Source organism: Snodgrassella sp. W6238H11 (assembly GCF_016100525.1).
Taxonomy (GTDB): Bacteria; Pseudomonadota; Gammaproteobacteria; order Burkholderiales; family Neisseriaceae; genus Snodgrassella; species Snodgrassella alvi.
Genome location: NZ_JACFSH010000005.1, coordinates 80,173 through 100,372, shown reverse-complemented (window position 1 = coordinate 100,372; position 20,200 = coordinate 80,173). Strand labels below are relative to the sequence as shown.

Here is a 20,200-nt window from a genome sequence, read left to right as displayed (position 1 = left end):
CGTATACAGTATGCCTGACACACTGTATACGACCGGTGTCGGTTAGTAACGTTCCAAATCCATATCCAGGCCTAAAGAGCGAATCTCTTTCAGTAACACATTGAATGATTCCGGCATGCCGGCATCAATCTTGTACTCGCCTTTAACAATGTTTTCATACATTTTGGTACGACCGGTGACGTCATCTGATTTCACAGTCAGCATTTCCTGCAGAGTATAGGCAGCACCATAAGCTTCCAGTGCCCAAACCTCCATCTCACCAAAACGCTGACCACCGAACTGAGCTTTACCACCCAGCGGCTGCTGAGTGACCAGACTGTACGGACCAGTAGAACGGGCATGCATTTTTTCATCAACCAGATGGTGCAGTTTCAGATAATGCATTACCCCTACAGTCACCTTACGGTCAAAGGCTTCTCCGGTATGACCATCATACAGTGTCATCTGCGTACGGGTATCATTAAAGCCCAGTTTCTGAATTTCCGGATCATCCTCTGGATAAGCCAGTGCCAGCATGTTTTTGATTTCGGATTCTTCCGCACCATCAAATACCGGTGTAGCTACAGTCATACCTTTACGCAAATGCTGAGCCAGATTGATGATTTCATCGTCATTAAACTGCGATAAATCTTCTTTCTTACCACTGCTGTTGTACACTTTCTCAAGGAAAGCACGAATATCATCAGCAGCACGTTTTTCTGTCAGCATACGGTCAATACGCTCACCAATACCTTTGGCAGCCCAGCCCAGATGTACTTCCAGAATCTGACCAATATTCATACGGCTTGGTACACCGAGCGGATTCAGTACGATATCCACAGCGCGTCCGTCGGCCATGTAAGGCATATCTTCAACCGGCAGAATGCGGGATACCACACCTTTATTACCATGGCGGCCGGCCATTTTGTCACCGGCTTTCAGGCGACGTTTAATGGCAATAAACACCTTAACCATTTTCTGTACACCCGGCTGTAATTCATCGCCTTGTGTCAGTTTTTTCTTCTTGATTTCATACAGAGCATCTGATTCTTCATGCTTGGCCTGCAAACTTTCCTTAATCAGTTCCACCTGCTTCGCAATACTTTCATCACTCAGACGAATATCAAACCAGTCATGACGGCTCGGCAATGAAGCCAGATATTCTTTAGTAACTTCTGCACCTTTAGCCAGTTTCAATGGTCCGCCATTGACTTTTTGTCCCAGTATCAGACGTTCAGTACGGTCAAAAGCATCATCATTGAAAATGCGCAACTGATCAGTCAGATTCTGACGATAGCGTTTCAGTTCTGCATCGATAATCGCTTTAGCACGTTTATCACGTTCAATACCTTCACGGGTAAATACCTGAACATCAATAACAGTACCACTCATGCCGGTAGGCATACGCAGTGAAGTATCTTTTACATCACTGGCTTTTTCACCAAAAATAGCACGCAACAGTTTTTCTTCTGGTGTAAGCTGAGTTTCACCTTTAGGTGTCACCTTACCTACCAGTACATCGCCGGCTTCTACTTCAGCACCAATGTAAACGATACCGGATTCATCCAGACGATTTTGCATACGCTCAGACAAATTCGGAATATCACGGGTAATTTCCTCGGCGCCCAGCTTGGTATCACGGGATACCACATTCAATTCCTCAATATGAATTGAAGTATAACGATCACCGGCAACGACACGTTCTGAAATCAGAATTGAGTCTTCATAGTTATAACCATTCCATGGCATGAAGGCGATAGTCATATTCTGACCCAATGCCAGCTCACCTAAATCAGTAGAAGCACCATCCGCAATAACATCACCGCGCTGGATAACATCACCCTTCTGTACGGCAGGACGCTGATTAATATTGGTTGACTGGTTAGAACGGGTGAATTTCACCAGATTGTAAATATCCACACCCACTTCACCAGCAGTAGCCTCGTCATCATTAACACGTACTACGACACGGTTTGCATCCACATATTCCACAACACCGCCGCGACTGGCCGCAATAGCTGTAGCACTGTCAATAGCCACAGAGCGTTCAATACCGGTACCAACCAATGGTTTTTCAGCACGCAGGCAAGGTACTGCCTGACGTTGCATGTTGGCACCCATCAAAGCACGGTTGGCGTCGTCATGCTCAAGGAACGGAATCAGTGAAGCCGCTACTGAAACCACCTGACCGGTAGCCACGTCCATATACTGTACGCGATCCGGTGTTGCCATTATGGTTTCACCTTTTTCACGGCAAGTTACCAAATCACCGATAATCCGGCCGTCTTTATCCAGATCGGCATTCGCCTGGGCAATAACAAAACGACCTTCTTCAATAGCAGACAAATAATCAATGTCATTGGTTACTTTACCGTCGACAACTCGACGATAAGGGGTTTCCAGAAAGCCGTATTTATTAGTACGGGCATAAACTGCCAGCGAATTAATCAAACCAATATTCGGACCTTCAGGTGTTTCAATCGGACATACACGACCGTAATGAGTCGGATGTACGTCACGCACTTCAAAACCGGCACGCTCACGGGTCAGACCACCGGGTCCCAATGCAGATACACGGCGTTTATGGGTGACTTCAGACAACGGATTAGTCTGATCCATAAACTGAGACAACTGACTGGATCCGAAAAACTCTTTGATTGCAGCAGAAACCGGTTTGGCATTAATCAGGTCATGCGGCATCAGATTTTCTGATTCAGCCTGATTCAGGCGTTCTTTAACGGCACGTTCTACACGAGACAGACCACTGCGGAACTGGTTCTCAGCCAGCTCACCCACAGAACGTACGCGACGGTTACCCAAATGGTCAATATCATCTACTTCACCATGTCCGTTGCGCAATTCAACCAGTGTAGCAATTACGGATACAATATCCGGAATAGTCAGTACATGATTGCCTTCTTTATCAGCATTGGCAAAAATTTGTGTCATCAGACGGCCATACCATGACTCTTGCTGTGCTTCCAGCAATTTTTGCTGATAGGTACGGGTGTTGAATTTCATCCGGCCGACACGTGACAAGTCATAGCTGTCTTCACTAAAGAACAGGCGATTAAACAATGCCTCAACAGCGTCTTCGGTTGGCGGTTCACCCGGGCGCATCATGCGATAAATTGCAATACGTGCAGCCTGCTGACCTTCAGTTTCATCAGTACGCAAAGTGTTTGAAACATAACCACCCTGATCCAGATCATTAATATACAGCGTTGAAATTTCTTTGATTCCCTGTATATCAAACTGTGCCAGCAACTCTTCCGTGATTTCATCATTGGATTTAGCCAGTATTTCACCGGTATCCGGAACAACCACATCAGCAGCCAGTACCTTGCCAATCAGACTTTCCGGTTCAACTTCCAGCCATTTAATATCTGCAGCAATAATGTCACGGATATTCTTGGCATTAATACGTTTGCCTTTTTGTACCAGTACTTTGCCGTCTTTATCTACCAGATCAAACTTGGCAGTTTCACCTCTCAGACGTGCCGGAATCAGATCAGTATGCACACCATCTTTAGACAGGTGGTAACTTTCACGGTCATAGAACATGTCCAGAATCTGTTCCGGTGTAAACCCAAGAGCTTTCAGTAAAATAGTTACCGGCATTTTACGACGACGGTCGATACGGAAATACAGCAAATCTTTCGGGTCAAATTCGAAGTCAAGCCAGGAACCGCGGTAAGGAATAATCCGTGCTGAAAACAATAATTTACCAGATGAATGTGATTTACCTCTGTCATGTTCAAAGAATACACCCGGAGAACGGTGCAACTGTGAAACAATGACGCGTTCAGTACCGTTAATAATGAATGAACCACTGGGTGTCATCAACGGAATTTCACCCATATAAACTTCATTTTCACGAACTTCTTTAACCACATTAGGTTTGGATGACTCTTTGTCCAAAATCACCAGCCGGATACGTGCCCGCAACGGGGCTGCATAAGTAATACCACGCAGCTGACATTCCGGAATGTCAAACACTGGTTCACCTAATACATAATGGGTGAACTCAAGGCGGGCATAACCGTTATGACTGATAATCGGAAAAATAGACTGAAAAGCAGCCTGAAGACCAACATCTGCACGCTGGTCGTAGGGTGTTTCCATCTGTAAAAACTGTGTATAAGAATCCAACTGCGTAGCCAATAAAAACGGCACTTCTAATACATTCGCACGTTTGGCAAAGCTTTTACGGATACGTTTTTTTTCAGTAAAAGAGTAGGACATGTACAGTCTCCAGTAGGGAGGTTTGGCAAGTAAGGTTTTATAAATACTCAGATAACTGTTAATATCAAAAGAGTAAAATTAGGTAAATTAAAGGTTTTTTTGTAAATATTTATAAAATATCACTTGAGGTAGACAAGCGAAAGCAGGCTGGTAGCCTAAGCTACCAGCCTGTAAAACGCAACTGAAATTACTTGATTTCGACAGAAGCGCCGGCTTCTTCCAGTTGTTTTTTAATGTCGTCAGCTTCAGCCTGAGAAACACCTTCTTTAAGAGTTTTAGGTGCACCGTCAACCAGATCTTTAGCTTCTTTCAGACCCAGACCAGTGATAGCACGAACAACTTTAATCACACCAACTTTCTGAGCACCGGCAGAAGTCAATACTACATCGAATTCAGATTTTTCTTCGGCAGCTGCAGCACCACCGCTAGCACCACCACCAGCAACAGCCAAAGCAGCTGCAGATACACCAAATTTTTCTTCAAAAGCTTTAACCAGATCGTTTAATTCCATAACGGTCAGGTTACCAACTGCTTCCAGAATGTCTTCTTTAGTAATAGCCATGCTATTAAACTCCAATAATTGAGAATAAAAATTTAAATATAAATCAGATGAAATTTAGGCAGCTTCTTCACCGGCTTTTTTCTCAGCCAAAGCAGCAAGCGCACGGGCAAAACCGGAAACAGGTGCTTGCATAATACCCAGCAATTTCGCGAGCAATTCGTCGCGGCTCGGAATAGAAGCAAGTTCTGCTACCTGAGCAACATCCAGCAGATCACCATTATATGAACCTGCTTTCAGTACAATTTTTTCATCTTTTTTCGAGAACTGGTGCAGTACTTTTGCAGCAGCAACCGGGTCTTCAGATACCGCATAAACCAACGGACCAACCATCTGATCAGCCAGAGCGGCAAATGATGTACCTTCAACAGCGCGACGGGCTAATGTGTTTTTCAACACATGCAGGTATACACCTGCTTTACGAGCATTGGCACGCAGTTCGGTCATACTGGCAACACTGATACCACGATACTCGGCAATAACCATAGTTTGAGCGTTAGCAATGGCTGCTACGATTTCGGCTACGGCTGCTTGCTTGGTTTCAATATTGAGACTCAAGGTCTACCTCCCACTGTTTTTAATCAGAGCGATATGAATACCACTCCACCCAGCGCGGCAACCCAAAAAGACATCCGTAAGCAAAGCTTACACAAGATTATCCGGGACTACCGTCTGCGTAGGGTTAATTTTTAAAATTTGTTTTACTACCACAAATTCCCTACGGTCTTGGACATCTACTTATTTCTAAGTAGCCCAACATATAAATGTAAGACATTTATATGAATTTTTAAGGCAGTCTGATATGAGACCAAACTGCCAAAATTCAACGATACTTCTTAATTATTTACAGAAGTACTGTCAACACGCAGACCTGTACCCATCGTGCTGGATACGGCGATTTTGCGCAAATACTGACCTTTTGCTGCAGTAGGTTTAGCTTTAACAATGGCGTCTAGTAATGCGTTAAAGTTTTCACGCAGATCAGCGACATCAAAAGAAGCACGACCAATAGTTGCTTGTACAATACCATCTTTATTTGTACGATACCGTATGCCAGTTTTCGCATTTTTAACAGCTTCAGCAACATTCGGTGTAACAGTACTATCTTTCGGATTTGGCATCAAACCACGCGGACCCAAAATAGTACCCAGCTGACCTACCACACGCATAGCATCAGGAGATGCAATTACCCGATCAAAGTCCAGATTACCTGCTTTTACTTCAGCAGCCAGATCATCGAAACCAACCACATCAGCACCAGCCGCTTTTGCAGCTTCGGCATTAGCACCCTGAGTAAATACAGCTACACGTACAGTTTTACCGATACCTTTAGGCAGTACTACACTACCACGAACAATCTGATCAGATTTACGTGGATCAATGCCTAGATTGAAAGATACATCGATAGATTCATCAAATTTGGCCGTAGCATTAGCTTTAGCCAGACTCAGTGCTTCATCAATAGCATATAATTTATTGGTTTCCACAGCAGCACGAATAGCCTGCATGCGTTTTGAAAGCTTAGCCATTTACACACCCTCCACATCTAAACCCATTGAACGGGCACTACCGGCAATGGTGCGTACCGCCGCATCCAGATCAGCAGCAGTTAAATCAGGCTCTTTAGTCTTGGCGATTTCTTCCAATTGTGCACGAGTCACTTTACCCACTTTCTGGGTTAATGGATTTGAACTACCTTTTTGCAGACCAGCTGCTTTTTTCAGCAAAATAGAAGCCGGTGGCGTTTTCATTACAAAGGTAAATGATTTATCTGCAAATGCAGTAATCACTACCGGAACCGGCAGACCCGGCTCAACATTCTGCGTAGCCGCATTAAAGGCTTTACAGAATTCCATAATATTCAGACCACGCTGACCCAGCGCCGGACCTACCGGAGGAGACGGATTGGCTTTACCTGCAGGAATCTGCAGTTTGATATAGCCTACAATTTTTTTTGCCACTTGATTTAAACTCCAAATAAACGGGTATGACGCAGCAAATGCTGCTCCCCAAAAGCAAGACCCGTGATTATAAAGAAAAAACCTTTTCCTTACAAGCACAGGTTAGTTTATGTTGCATTATTGCAGTTAAATTTTCTCTACCTGAGAAAATTCCAGCTCAACCGGTGTTTCACGTCCAAATATCTGCACAGCAACACGCAGTTTATTGCGTTCGTAATTGACTTCTTCTACAACACCATTAAAGTCTTTAAACGGACCTTCATTTACCCGCACTTGCTGACCAACATCAAAGAGGACTTTTGGTTTCGGTTTTTCTACTCCACTTTGCACCTGATGCAAAATAGCATCCACTTCACGAGCTGAAATAGGTAATGGTTTATTGGCTGTTCCACCAATAAAGCCAGTCACACGTGGTGTATTTTTAACCAAATGCCATGAAGCATCGGTCATATCCATTTCTACCAGAACATAACCAGGAAAAAATTTACGTTCAGTAATACTGCGACGCCCGTTTTTTATATCTACAACTTCTTCAACCGGCACCAGTATCTGACCAAAATATTCACCCATTCCTTCACGCTCAATGCGCTCTTTTAAGGTTTTTTGTACATTTTTTTCAAAACCGGAATAAGCGTGTACAACATACCACTGTTTTGCCATGATCAGCTTCTCCTCATAAAGATGTCAAATAACAACCATGAAATCAGGCTGTCAACACCCCAAATAAATAACGACAAGACAGCAACAAATATCAGCACAAACAGGGTCATGCGCAATGCCTCATTACGCTCTGGCCAAACTACTTTTCTGGCTTCCGATACACAGTCGCGCACATAAGCAGTAAGTTTGCGTCCACCCGTACTCCAAAAAAATACAATTACAATGGCTGCTACTACACCTACCAATGGAAATAAATAACGGATATAAAGTGGCAATTGCGCATCAAGAGCATAGAATGCCTGAATACCAGCGGCAACCAATATAGCAGAGAGAAGATATTTCAATAAATCAAACCATTTATTACGTTTGACTTCCAACTCCTGCTGTTGCTTAGCTTCAGCTTTTAATTGTGCTTTGGTTTTGGCTCCTACATCTTTCGATGTTTTGTTGTCCATATAACCACCTTTTAATTAATACAAAAAAGACTAACCGACCATTGGCCGATTAGTCTGATTTTTTGGCAGGCCAGGAGGGTCTCGAACCCCCAACCCTCGGTTTTGGAGACCGATACTCTACCAATTGAGCTACTGGCCTACAAAACTTTAAGCGATAACTTTAGCAACCACACCGGCACCAACTGTTCGGCCACCTTCACGAATCGCAAAGCGTAAGCCTTCTTCCATCGCAATCGGATGAATCAGTTCTACATCTATCGTTACATTCTCTCCCGGCATTACCATTTCCACACCTTCTGCCAGACTTACTGCGCCAGTTACGTCTGTTGTACGGAAATAGAACTGCGGACGGTAGTTCGCAAAGAACGGTGTATGACGACCACCTTCTTCTTTGCTCAGTACGTATACTTCTGCTTTGAATTTGGTGTGCGGAGTGATGCTGCCCGGTTTTGCCAGTACCTGACCACGTTCTACTTCTTCACGTTTGGTACCACGCAGCAATACACCTACGTTATCACCTGCCTGACCCTGATCCAGCAATTTGCGGAACATTTCAACACCAGTACATGTGGTTTTCTGGGTATCCTTCAAACCAACGATTTCAATTTCGTCACCTACATTGATTACACCGCGTTCTACACGACCAGTAACCACGGTACCACGACCTGAAATTGAGAATACGTCTTCAATCGGCAACAGGAATGGTTTGTCTACTGCACGTTCCGGTGTAGGAATATAGCTGTCCAGTGCATCTGCCAAAGCCATAATTGAAGCCTCACCAATGTCTGACTGGTCACCTTCCAGTGCTTTCAGAGCTGAACCTTTAATCAAAGGAACATCATCACCCGGGAATTCGTAGCTTGACAACAGGTCACGAATTTCCATTTCTACCAGTTCCAGCAACTCTTCATCGTCTACCATGTCACATTTGTTCATGTAAACGATAATGTAAGGTACACCTACCTGACGGGCTAACAGGATGTGCTCACGGGTTTGTGGCATTGGACCGTCAGCTGCAGAAACCACCAGAATCGCACCGTCCATCTGGGCAGCACCGGTAATCATGTTTTTCACGTAGTCAGCGTGTCCCGGGCAGTCAACGTGCGCATAGTGACGTTCTGCGGTTTCGTATTCTACGTGTGATGTATTAATAGTAATACCACGGGCTTTTTCTTCCGGGGCATTGTCAATCTGATCATAAGCTTTGGCCGCACCACCAAATTTCTGGGACAGAATGGTACACATTGCAGCTGTCAAAGTGGTTTTACCATGGTCAACGTGACCAATGGTGCCAACGTTTACGTGCGGTTTGCTCCGCTCGAATTTTTCTTTAGCCATGGCTACTTCCTATCTAAAGATGATTAGGTTTATCAATTCTAATGGTGCCCATGGACAGAATTGAACTGTCGGCCTCTCCCTTACCAAGGGAGTGCTCTACCCCTGAGCTACATGGGCGTACGGTAGGTATTTACTTATCTGGAGCGGGTGAAGGGAATCGAACCCTCACCGTAAGCTTGGAAGGCTTCTGCTCTACCATTGAGCTACACCCGCATACTCACTTAAAAAAACTACAAGTAAGACTGGAATTTTGGTGGAGGGAGAAGGATTCGAACCTTCGAAGCTTTCGCAACAGATTTACAGTCTGCCCCCTTTGGCCGCTCGGGAATCCCTCCAAAAGAGAACGGCATGATAATGTTCATTTGCCACTTCGTCAAGTCTATTCAGCATTTTTTTTTGCTTTAAATAGTAATTAACTGTTTCAAATACATTTCATGCTTGGAAAAATTTACTCTTTTTCCGCCATTAGCTGCTGATATTTTGCTTCCAGCTCTTCTTCGCTTTCCGGATGTTCTTCATCAATAATGATACAGTCTACCGGGCAAACCTGCTGGCATTGCGGCTCATCATAATGGCCTACACACTGTGTACAGCGCTCCGGGGTGATTTCATAAATCTCATCACCCTGATAAATAGCGTTGTTCGGGCACTCAGGCTCACATACATCGCAGTTAATGCACTCATCTGTTATCAAGAGTGACATGTTTTTCCTTTATCGTTAAATTTAACTCTAAACCGTTGGGCGCGGATTATAGCACTATTTTGTTTTCTCTCCTGCAATCCCGCCTTTCTCTCTATTCAGCATCAATTTTATGATAAGTCAATAATTCAAAACGACTTATACCTGACTTTCCTTGTTTAAGTACCTCCCAGCCAGCAGGAAGTACAGGTAATGTGTTACTTTCCATGTATACGCGCGCATTCGGAAGCAAATGTAATGAAAGAGCATCCAGCAGTTCATGCCATTGCTGCCAGACATACGGCGGATCGAGAAATACTATGTTAAATTGTTGGTGATTATTTATGAGAAAACTGTGTGCTTCTGTACAGATAAGCTCTATCTGCCCAAAATTCAATTGTTGCACATTACTTTTTATTGCCGCAGCAACCTGACGATTTTTTTCTATCATAGTAACTTTGGCAGCATTTCGTGATGCAGCCTCCAGCCCCATTACCCCGCTACCGGCAAAAAGGTCCAGAACTGCCATTCCGGTTAAATCCTGTCCCAGCCAGTTAAACAATCGTTCACGCACGCTATCTGCAGTCGGACGCAATCCTTCGGCTGCCGGAAATGTTAATTTACGTCCGCGATGAGTACCGCCAATAATGCGTACCTGATTGCGATGCTGATGCTGTACTTTTGCCACGTATACTCACTCCGATAAAAAAAGACTTTCAGGCATTCTGAAAGTCTTGATACATCTAATTTCTTAAAGCAGCCTGATTTATTCTTTTGGTGCAGGTGGCTCAATCTGCTCCGTATAACCGCACTCTTTTTGCGGACACACTTTTTCAGTTCCGCGCCGCTTAGTTGTTTTGATGGTCATTATTGGCCAGCCACACTGCGGACAGTTTTCTTTAACCGGCGGATTCCAGACAGCATAATCACAATCCGGATAAGTATTACAACTGTAAAATAATTTACCATAACGGCTTTTACGCTCAATCAGACTGCCTTTATGACATTTAGGGCACTCAATACCCGTGTCTTTTGGCTTTTCAAGCGGTTCAATATATTTACATTTAGGATAATTGGCACAACCAATAAATTTACCGTAGCGTCCGCGTTTATATACCAGTTGTCCTTCACACTTCGGGCAAACCCGCCCTTCTACAACTGTCGGTTCTTCTGCTGCCTTTGCTGCTTCCTCGGCTGTTTCATTAACATTGCGGGTGTAGTCACATTCCGGATAACCGCTGCATGCAATAAAACGCCCGCGCTTACCAAATTTAATTTGTAATTGATGGGTACCGCATTTAGGACAGATTTCATCCAGATTTTCGGCAGTTAATTCTGCGCGGGGTATATCTTCCTTAGCTTTGATTTCTTTATCAAAGCCTTTCCAGAACTGCTGCATTACGGGTTTCCATTCCCGCTTACCGCCGGCAATATCATCCAGCTGATTTTCCAGTCTGGCAGTAAAGTTATAATCCACATACTGACCGAAATGTTCGGTCAGAAATTTATTAACCACTTCACCGGTATCAGTGGGCATAAAACGTTTCTGTTCCAGAGTAACGTATTCCCGCTCTTTTAGTGTGGAAATAATACTGGCATAAGTTGATGGGCGACCAATACCATATTCTTCCAATGCTTTAACCAGACTGGCTTCAGAATAACGCGGTGGTGGCTGGGTAAAATGTTGCTCGCCAAAAATCCTGTCAACCGGCAAAATGTCACCCTCATGAAGTTCCGGCAATTTTTTGGCATTCTCATCTTCTTCGCTGTCGTCCACACCCTCTTCATAGACACTGAGGAAACCGGCAAAAGTTTGTACCTGACCGGTTACTCTGAAGATACCTTTACCTACAACAATATCAACACTGGTAGTATCAAAGCGTGCAGGCGCCATCTGACAGGCCACTGCCCGCTGCCATATCATCTGATACAGGCGAAACTGGTCGGCAGTCAGAAATGGTTTTACTGCTTCTGGCGTGCGATACACTGAGGTAGGACGAATAGCCTCATGCGCTTCCTGTGCATTTTTAGATTTGGTTTTGTATATTTTGGGCGATGAAGGTAAAAATTCATTACCGATTTTGTTGTCAATATAATGACGTATTTCTGTTACAGCTTCATCTGAGAGACTAACTGAATCGGTACGCATATACGTAATCAGACCCACTGCTCCTTGTCCGACATCCACACCTTCATATAACTGCTGTGCGGTACGCATGGTACGATCAGTTGTCATACTCAGCTTACGTACTGCTTCCTGCTGCATAGTTGAGGTGGTAAATGGAGCAGCAGGATTACGGCTGCGCTTTTTCTTTTCTACGTTAGATACATGTGCTGGTTGACCGGCCAAAGCTGAAACAATACCTTGCTGACGTTCTTCATCAGAAATGTCAAATTGTTCCAGCTTCTGCCCCTGCCAATGGGTTAGTTTAGCGGTAAATTTAGTACGTGCTTTATGGCTGTCAAGGTGTACAGTCCAGTATTCCTGTGCAGTAAACTCGCGGATTTCCTCTTCTCGTTCACAAATCATGCGTAATGCTGGGCTTTGTACTCTGCCAGCAGATAAGCCACGACGAATTTTTTTCCACAATAAAGGTGACAGATTAAAACCTACCAGATAATCCAGTGCCCGTCTTGTCTGCTGCGCATCTACCAGCGTTTGTGACAGTTCACGCGGATGGGCTACTGCATCTAGTACAGCTTTTTTGGTCACTTCATGAAACACTACCCGCTTTGGCTGCAAGTTTTTCAGACCACGTTTGGATTTCAGTATTTCCTGCAAATGCCATGAGATGGCTTCACCTTCCCTATCCGGGTCGGTAGCCAGATACAATGCATCAGCCTCTTTAGCTGCAGCCACAATTGCATCGAGATGTTTGGCATTACGACTTACTAACTGGTATTTCATAGTAAAGTCATTTTCTGGATCCACTGCACCGCTTTTAGGAACCAGATCACGCACGTGACCGTAGGAAGCGAGAATTTCAAAATCGCTACCTAAATATTTCTTCAGCGTTTTCGCTTTAGATGGAGATTCAACAATCAACAGGTTTTTTGCCATTAGTTCAGGCTCACATTCGTAATTTAAATATTTGTGATATGTTGTTAGTCTGGATTATTCTAATAAATACATTTGAACAATGCAAAAAGCTTTCAGACACGCTGACTGAAAGCTTTCATGCAACTGTATCGCTTCAGTAACTTACTGCATGACGGCTTCACCATTGAGCGCAGCCATTAATTCATCACCTATCAGCACCGGTAATTCTGAGCGGTGTGCCCATAACACCAGTAAAGCTAATACTTTAGCATGATCCACCGTAATATCTTCGTAAGGTAAGTTCATCAGGGCATTGAGTACAAATTCACGCTGCTCAGGATTAAGAGCACCATTCTGCTCCAGAAAATGTACCAGTCCACGCACTTCAAGCGGAAGCGCATCGAGCTCTTCATTATTATAAATGCGTGATCCAGTGCTATTGCGTAACTTTTCTGCCGGAATTAATGGTTCAAAACGCAAATCGTCCAGACAGGATAAAGCGTCGCCGATTTCTTCATCATTAAAACCGACTTCTTCCAACAATACGCCTAAGTCTTTACGCGGTGGAAATGCATCAACGTCTTGAAAGTGCTCAATCAAAAACGCTATTACATCAATCATTTGCTTTCCTCTCAAGATTTAATGCGTTGATAACAGCCGCCTGGCAGAGTGGTAATCCAGCCACCAAGCTCCAATGTCACGAGATGAGCATACACATCTGTAGCAGCCATGCCAAGTGCTGTAACTAACATATCCGGATGCATTATGCCGTAACCCAGTCCGTCCAGCACCTGCTGCTCCATCGGGTTAAGTATACAATCTGATGAATGAACTGATAATAAATCTTCTGAACTATCAGTATTTGTAGATGATTTACTTATATCATCAGTTTGCAGATGAGGACGATTGCTATATGATTGCAAATCTTTTTTTTGCAAGAGGCGTGGACATTCCTGCAAAATATCTTCCAGATTTTCTACTAATTTGGCACCCTGTTTGATTAATGCGTGACAGCCTTTACTTAAAGGATTATCAATAGAACCGGGTATCGCCATAACTTCCCGCCCCATTTCTCCGGCCAGTCTTGCAGTAATCAATGAACCTGATTCAGTAGCGGCTTCAACTACCAGCGTACCCTGGCTAAGTGCAGCAATCAAGCGGTTACGTCGTGGAAAATTTCCCGGAGAAGGACGAGTACCTAAAGGAAATTCAGAAATAATACAGCCATGAGCAGCAATTTGTGCCGCTAAATTTTTATTGCGTGCCGGATATACTCTGTCAATACCTGTACCCCAAACTGCCACTGTTGTACCCATCGCCTGCAAAGCACCCTGATGTGCTGCTGTATCTGCGCCACCAGCCATACCTGAAACAATTGTTACACCTTTCCGTGCCAGTGCAGCTGCAAAATCATGTGTAATGCGCATGGCTTGTGGTGTTGCATGCCGACTACCAACAATTGATAAAGCAGGTTGATGCAAACACTGACTATCACCACGAACAAACAATAATGGAGGCGGTGTTAAACCCTTGGTTAGCATTGCCGGAAAATCATTATCTGCTAGTAGTAATAAACGTGCATCAGTATGCGCTTGCTCCCATTCTATAGCTGCTTCAGTTGCCTGCTTTGCTACATCACTATGCCAATACTTACTGATTTGCCGTTGACAAAAAGGCGATATTTCAGCAGCCGATGCACTAAGAGCATTTTGCGCGGAACCAAAATATTTAATTATGCGAAGAAAAGTTTCAGCACCTACATACGGAGTCAATGCCAATTCAATCCAGGCTAGGCGTTCTTGTGTATCCATATTATATTTTTAATATTTATTACATTTGATTATGACAAAATTATTAAAAATAAACAAATTTTGTTTTTTATTATTATTTATTCACATAATATTCAAATCAAATAATTTTACAATTATGACAAACATATTAAATAGATAATTCCCCGTTTACCATAAGCTAATTAATTAGCTTTTAAAAATATAATTTTATCTAATATTCTTTATATATACAAAAATTAATTTATGATATGAAATTATTATTTTTTATAATGTAATATTTAAAATAAATTTAATAATTTATTTTAATTAATGTTTACTTTTGTAAATTTAATATATATACTAAATTTAGGAAAATTTATGACTCCTGATACTGATTAGATTTCCAGATAAGAATTAAAGGTATTGATATGCTAACGCCTCTTAAATTTAAAGATTTTCTGCATCCGCGTCCGGCTCCATCAGGCATAGATGTAGACTGTAAATTAAAACATTTTGCTATTATTACTTACGCGATTGATGCAGAAAGATTTGCAGGATTATTTCCATCACGTTTTCAGCTGGATAGTGTCATAATTAATGGTGAGCAAAAAGGCTTGTTATCAGTAGTACCTTTTATGGATGTTGATTTCACTTCAGCCGTTTATCCATTCCCTGTTTTTACCATGGGGCAAACCAACTATAGAATTTATATTATAGATACCACTACTGGTGAACGCTGTGTCTGGTTTTTAGGCACAACTCTGGATTCCTGGACGATTATGGTACCCCGTAATGTATGGAAATTACCTTGGCATCGGGGCAAAATAAGTTTCAATTGTCACTTTGACCCACTTTACAAATGTTACCAGCATTATGAAATGCATACAGAGTCTGACTGGGCACCTGCACAGGTACAATTAAGCCAGCAGCCAGACCAACAATTTCATTTTCAGGGGTTTCCTGATAATGAAACTGCATTGGTATATCTGACTCATCCACTGGCCGGCTTCTACTACCGGCGTAATGGCAAATTGGGAACTTACCGTGTTTGGCATGATCGACTGGACGTAAAGCCGGCAAAACTTGAGTCAGCACAATTTGGCCTGTTAAGTAGAATGAATTTAGTTAATCAGGATGAACAGCAGCATCCCTACAGCGTTTTACTTCAGCCTATCAACGAATTTACCATCTATTTACCACCAACAGCGTTATAGATTTTATCAACAAAAATTATAAGTTACTAATAGTATTGTTTTGCACATAGAAAATAGAAATAGGTACTTTGACAAATAGTAGAATATCGTCTGGCGGACAGAATTCAACGAAAACGACCAGATTTAATGGTTAGTCCCTGTTGAATTCTTGAAGCCAGACTATAATTTCGTAAAGCATGAGTTAGTGCTACCGCTAAAGCATCCGCAGCATCAGCCTGAGGCGTACCCGACAGTGACAGCATTTGCACCACCATATGCTGCACCTGTTCTTTAGCAGCTTTCCCCTTACCTACCACAGCCTGTTTGACCTGTAATGCAGTATATTCAAATACAGGCAGCTCTCCCAGGGTTAATGCTGCCAATACTGCTCCACGAGCCTGTCCCAGTACCAGTGTTGCAGCAGGATTAACATTGACAAAAACCTGTTCTACAGCAGTTTGCGTTGGCTGATAGGTTGTAATCACCTCACGTAAATTTTGAACGATTATGCGGATACGCTCAGCTAATGGGGCACCTAAAGTCGTTTTAATACAACCGGAAGCCACATAAATATGCTGGCTACCGATGACATCAATCACTCCAAAGCCGGTAACTCGGCTGCCAGGATCAACGCCCAGAATTCGAATATGAGTTTGCTCTGTCGGCTGTTTTTGCATGCTTTACTACTTAATCACTGAAAAACAATAATTTATGCTGACAGGTTGTGACACTATCTTATAAAACGGATATTCGCTCTGCCAGTTGAGTAAATTATGTTACCGTATATTAATCATACCTGTTAGTGATTCATGATATTTTTTTAGCAAACCATTGATTTGCTTGTTGCAATCGCTCTACTGTACCTACATCCAGCCAATAACCGTCATAATACTCTCCGCTCACCAGCCCGGTTTGCATAGCTGTACGCAACAAAGGTGCCAGTTTAGCCCGGGTATATCTTGGTATCTCATTAAAAAGAGCAGGATGATAAACACCTACACCACTGAAAGTAAATGTCAGGTTTTCTGGCTGCCGTTCAACAACATCTCCTTGGTCCGTCAGACTAAAATCACCCTCCGGATGATGTACCGGATTATTAACCAGCCATAGATGTGCCAGCTTACCTGTTTGCTGTAACTTTTTACTAATCTTTAACGCCTGTGCAAAATCAATATCAGTTAAAACATCTCCGTTTATGACCAGAAAAGGGGCATGCCCCAATAAAGGTAAGGCCGTGGCAATCCCTCCGGCTGTTTCCAACCCACCCTCAGCTTCCGCAGAATAACGGATATTCACGCCATAAGTACGCCCTGAACCTAGAGTATCTTCGATTTGCTGTCCAAGCCAGGCATGATTAATAACAATATCAGTAAATCCGGCTGCCTTTAACCGCCGTAAATGATGGGCAATTAAAGGTATACCACCAACATTCAGCAATGGTTTCGGACAAGTATCTGTCAGTGGACGCATACGCTCACCGCGTCCGGCAGCAAGAATCATGGCTTTCATGGTGATTGATTATTCCGTAGTAAATACAGTTAAAATTACAAGCTGATAGATCAAGCCGATAATATAACAGGCAAAGCATATAGCTTTGCCTGAATATTCGAAATCATAGCTGATTAATAAATTTAATCAGTTTAAATCAGATTCAAATCTGCCCCAGTATCAAAGATTGCCGCACCCTTTTCACCCTGTTCATACAGATTAATACGTAAACGTAAGTCATTGGGTGAATCAGACTGACGTAAGGCTTCGTCAAAATCAATAATACCATCAGCATATAACTGGAACAGACATTGATCGAAAGTTTGCATGCCATCATTACCTGCTTTAGCCATCAGTTCTTTTATCTGCATTAATTCACCTTTGTAGATATAGTCCTGAACAGTAGCAGTATTAATAAGCAAGTCAACCACAGCACGACGGCCTTTACCATCTTTTTTCGAAGCCAGGCGCTGACCAATAATACATACCAGATTCAGTGCCAAATCCATCAATACTTGTTTATGCTGCTCTTCCGGATAAAAGTTCAGAATACGTTCAATAGCCTGATTTGCACTGCTGGCATGCAGAGTAAAAAAGCATAAGTGGCCAGTTTGAGCCAGCTTTAATGCATACTCCATGCTTTCATCACTGCGCACCTCCCCCACACAGACTACATCAGGAGCCTCACGCAGTGCACTTTGCATAGCATTATCCCAGCTCAGCGTATCTACGCCTACCTCGCGATGAGTAATAATGCTTTTCTTAGGTTTATGAACATATTCAATCGGATCTTCAATAGTCAGAATATGGCCGGCAGAATTAGCATTGCGATAATCCAGCATAGCAGCCATAGTAGTGGATTTACCGCTACCGGTAGGACCGGCAAGAATAATCAGCCCGCGTTTTTTCATTACCAGCTCGTCTAGCACCGGTGGGAGAAAAAGGCTTTCAGTAGTTGGAATATCGGTGGTAATCCGGCGCAGTACCATGCCTACCCGACCTTGTTCATGATAGGCATTTACCCTGAAGCGCACGCCATTTTTAGCAATAATGGAATAGTTCAGATCCAGTTCTTGGATAAACCGCTGACGTTGCGCCATGGTCATGGTTGACATAGCAATTTTGGCAGTTTCATCAGCAGTTAAAGGCTTAGTAGGCGCCGGTGTGATCTTACCATCAATTTTCCATGATGGCGGGAATCCGGGACTGATAAAGATATCAGCAGCATTTAAACGCACAGCTTCCACAGCCATTTTTTCCAGTACCGGATGAAGATGGATAGTTTCCCGTTCCAGAGTAAGGGAAGTATGAGTACTGGCAGAAGCTGCTGCACTGATATCGGGTGTATGTGAATCTGTCATTGTGCTTGTAGGTTTTGTCATTGTATTGATTTCAGAAGTAACGGAAGTCTTTGCAGGAATACGTTCTGCAACCGGTACAGATACAGCTTTTTCAGTTTGTGATACTGCTGTAACAGCAGATTTTGTCATATTTCCGGCAGTTGCTGTTGTGGCTGTTGTATTCGGCGCTGATATTTGGTTTGCTGTCGTTACCGTAACCTCTTTTGCAACAGCATTAGACTGCAAAACCGGTTGTTCTGTTGTCACTGTGGATGTATTGGCAGCTGTACCGGAAGCAGAAGTATCGGCAGCACCGGTTGCTGCAGGATGTTGATAATGATTAACCATATCTGCAAGTAGATCAGATAAAGCGGACGACTCCTCAGCAGAACCTTTCAACGTACCCATATCAATACACTTTCCTATATAAAAACAACAAACAATTAGCCTACCAGCTGATCCGGACTTACTGCTTTGGCACGTGCAACATCTATACTAATACGGTTTTCACGCACTAATTGCTGTAAACACTGATCGAGTGTCTGCATTCCGAATTTCTGACCAGTTTGTAAAGTAGAGTTGATCTGAGCAATTTTGTTTTCCCGAATCAGGTTACGTACTGCCGGATTACTGATCATAATTTCATGTGCTGCCACACGGCCGTTACCATCTTTGGTTTTTAGCAGAGTCTGAGAAATCACTGCCTGCAAACTTTCTGACAGCATAGAACGAACCATTTCTTTTTCGCCTGCAGGGAATACATCCACAATACGGTCAACGGTTTTAGCAGCACCTGTGGTATGCAAAGTACCAAACACCAAGTGACCTGTTTCGGCAGCAGTTAAGGCCAGACCAATCGTTTCAGGGTCACGCATTTCGCCTACCAGAATCACATCCGGATCTTCACGCAGTGCCGAACGCAGGGCATTGGCGAAACTATGAGTATGCTGATGCAGTTCACGCTGGTTTACCAACGATTTTTTACTTTGATGTACAAACTCAATCGGGTCTTCAATTGTTAGAATATGACCGGCATCATTATTATTGATGTAGTCGATCATTGCTGCCAGTGTAGTTGACTTACCGGAACCAGTAGGACCGGTTACCAGTACCAGCCCGCGCGGCAGTTCTGCAATTTTCTGAAAAATTGCCGGAGCCCTCAGTTCTTCAAGTGTAAGAACTTTACTCGGAATAGTACGCATAACGGCTGCAGGACCGCGTTCAGTATTAAAGGCATTCACACGGAACCGCGATACATTGGGCAATTCGAACGAAAAGTCAGTTTCTAGGTTTTGCTGATATTCCTTGCGCTGATAATCGTTCATGATAGAAGCAATCATTTTGCCTACTTCTTCTGCACTCAGTTCAGGCAGATTGATACGGCGGATATCACCATTAACGCGTATCATGGGAGGCAGACCAGCACTCAGATGCAAGTCGGAAGCTTTATTTTTAACGCCGAAGGCCAATAAATCGGTTATCTGCATATTTACT

At 43.3% G+C, this 20,200-nt stretch carries 18 protein-coding genes and 4 tRNA genes; 1 reads left to right on the top strand and 21 read right to left on the bottom strand.

Going from position 1 to position 20,200, the window contains the following annotated elements; all coding sequences use genetic code 11:
* Positions 1-42: 42 nt before the first annotated feature.
* The 17 genes from rpoB to dprA form a co-directional block, all read right to left on the bottom strand.
* Positions 43-4,224 carry a DNA-directed RNA polymerase subunit beta gene (rpoB, locus tag H3V00_RS09555; protein ID WP_198207824.1) on the bottom strand — a complete coding sequence of 1,394 codons (4,182 nt, stop codon included), beginning with the start codon at positions 4,222-4,224 and terminating at the stop codon, positions 43-45.
* A gap of 187 nt (positions 4,225-4,411) precedes the next feature.
* Positions 4,412-4,786, bottom strand: a complete 375-nt coding sequence (rplL, locus tag H3V00_RS09550; protein WP_084547966.1) for a 50S ribosomal protein L7/L12 — start codon at positions 4,784-4,786, stop codon at positions 4,412-4,414.
* A gap of 54 nt (positions 4,787-4,840) precedes the next feature.
* On the bottom strand, positions 4,841-5,341 hold the full coding sequence (rplJ, locus tag H3V00_RS09545; RefSeq protein ID WP_025329896.1) for a 50S ribosomal protein L10: 501 nt from the start codon (positions 5,339-5,341) through the stop codon (positions 4,841-4,843).
* Between the two features lie 278 nt (positions 5,342-5,619).
* The gene (gene rplA, locus H3V00_RS09540; protein WP_198207822.1) at positions 5,620-6,312 is read right to left on the bottom strand and encodes a 50S ribosomal protein L1; all 693 of its coding nucleotides are present in this window, start codon (positions 6,310-6,312) and stop codon (positions 5,620-5,622) included.
* Positions 6,313-6,744, bottom strand: a complete 432-nt coding sequence (rplK, locus tag H3V00_RS09535; RefSeq protein WP_025329894.1) for a 50S ribosomal protein L11 — start codon at positions 6,742-6,744, stop codon at positions 6,313-6,315.
* Positions 6,745-6,870: 126 nt separating this feature from the next.
* Positions 6,871-7,404, bottom strand: a complete 534-nt coding sequence (nusG, locus tag H3V00_RS09530) for a transcription termination/antitermination protein NusG (RefSeq protein WP_025329893.1) — start codon at positions 7,402-7,404, stop codon at positions 6,871-6,873.
* Positions 7,405-7,406: 2 nt separating this feature from the next.
* On the bottom strand, positions 7,407-7,859 hold the full coding sequence (gene secE, locus H3V00_RS09525) for a preprotein translocase subunit SecE (protein WP_084563545.1): 453 nt from the start codon (positions 7,857-7,859) through the stop codon (positions 7,407-7,409).
* Positions 7,860-7,922: 63 nt separating this feature from the next.
* Positions 7,923-7,998, bottom strand: a tRNA-Trp gene (locus H3V00_RS09520).
* Between the two features lie 8 nt (positions 7,999-8,006).
* The gene (tuf, locus tag H3V00_RS09515) at positions 8,007-9,197 is read right to left on the bottom strand and encodes an elongation factor Tu (protein ID WP_025329891.1); all 1,191 of its coding nucleotides are present in this window, start codon (positions 9,195-9,197) and stop codon (positions 8,007-8,009) included.
* Between the two features lie 42 nt (positions 9,198-9,239).
* A tRNA-Thr gene (locus tag H3V00_RS09510) sits at positions 9,240-9,314 on the bottom strand.
* Positions 9,315-9,336: 22 nt separating this feature from the next.
* Positions 9,337-9,410: transfer RNA gene (locus H3V00_RS09505), tRNA-Gly, on the bottom strand.
* 38 nt (positions 9,411-9,448) lie between these two features.
* Positions 9,449-9,532, bottom strand: a tRNA-Tyr gene (locus tag H3V00_RS09500).
* A gap of 113 nt (positions 9,533-9,645) precedes the next feature.
* Complete coding sequence (locus tag H3V00_RS09495) at positions 9,646-9,900, bottom strand: YfhL family 4Fe-4S dicluster ferredoxin (protein ID WP_037392355.1); 255 nt, start codon at positions 9,898-9,900, stop codon at positions 9,646-9,648.
* A 91-nt stretch (positions 9,901-9,991) separates the two neighbouring features.
* Complete coding sequence (gene rsmD, locus H3V00_RS09490; RefSeq protein WP_174831062.1) at positions 9,992-10,564, bottom strand: 16S rRNA (guanine(966)-N(2))-methyltransferase RsmD; 573 nt, start codon at positions 10,562-10,564, stop codon at positions 9,992-9,994.
* Between the two features lie 78 nt (positions 10,565-10,642).
* Positions 10,643-12,937, bottom strand: a complete 2,295-nt coding sequence (topA, locus tag H3V00_RS09485; protein ID WP_198207820.1) for a type I DNA topoisomerase — start codon at positions 12,935-12,937, stop codon at positions 10,643-10,645.
* 141 nt (positions 12,938-13,078) lie between these two features.
* A complete protein-coding gene (locus H3V00_RS09480; protein ID WP_025329887.1) occupies positions 13,079-13,537 on the bottom strand; it encodes a DUF494 family protein in 459 nt (152 codons plus the stop codon).
* Between the two features lie 11 nt (positions 13,538-13,548).
* Positions 13,549-14,727 carry a DNA-processing protein DprA gene (gene dprA, locus H3V00_RS09475; protein WP_198207818.1) on the bottom strand — a complete coding sequence of 393 codons (1,179 nt, stop codon included), beginning with the start codon at positions 14,725-14,727 and terminating at the stop codon, positions 13,549-13,551.
* 386 nt (positions 14,728-15,113) lie between these two features.
* On the opposite strand from dprA, the gene H3V00_RS09470 reads away from it, so the two are divergent.
* Positions 15,114-15,899, top strand: a complete 786-nt coding sequence (locus H3V00_RS09470; RefSeq protein ID WP_198207810.1) for a DUF2071 domain-containing protein — start codon at positions 15,114-15,116, stop codon at positions 15,897-15,899.
* A gap of 104 nt (positions 15,900-16,003) precedes the next feature.
* Here the strand turns inward: H3V00_RS09470 and ruvC are convergent, their stop codons facing one another.
* From ruvC to H3V00_RS09450, 4 genes are all read right to left on the bottom strand, one after another.
* A complete protein-coding gene (gene ruvC / locus H3V00_RS09465; protein WP_084587023.1) occupies positions 16,004-16,555 on the bottom strand; it encodes a crossover junction endodeoxyribonuclease RuvC in 552 nt (183 codons plus the stop codon).
* A 130-nt stretch (positions 16,556-16,685) separates the two neighbouring features.
* Positions 16,686-17,387, bottom strand: a complete 702-nt coding sequence (gene murU, locus H3V00_RS09460; protein ID WP_198207808.1) for an N-acetylmuramate alpha-1-phosphate uridylyltransferase MurU — start codon at positions 17,385-17,387, stop codon at positions 16,686-16,688.
* 131 nt (positions 17,388-17,518) lie between these two features.
* Positions 17,519-18,748: a PilT/PilU family type 4a pilus ATPase gene (locus H3V00_RS09455; RefSeq protein WP_198207846.1), complete on the bottom strand. Its 1,230-nt coding sequence runs from the start codon at positions 18,746-18,748 to the stop codon at positions 17,519-17,521.
* A 401-nt stretch (positions 18,749-19,149) separates the two neighbouring features.
* Positions 19,150-20,193, bottom strand: coding sequence for a type IV pilus twitching motility protein PilT (locus H3V00_RS09450; RefSeq protein WP_025329881.1), 1,044 nt, complete (start codon positions 20,191-20,193; stop codon positions 19,150-19,152).
* Positions 20,194-20,200 lie beyond the last annotated feature (7 nt).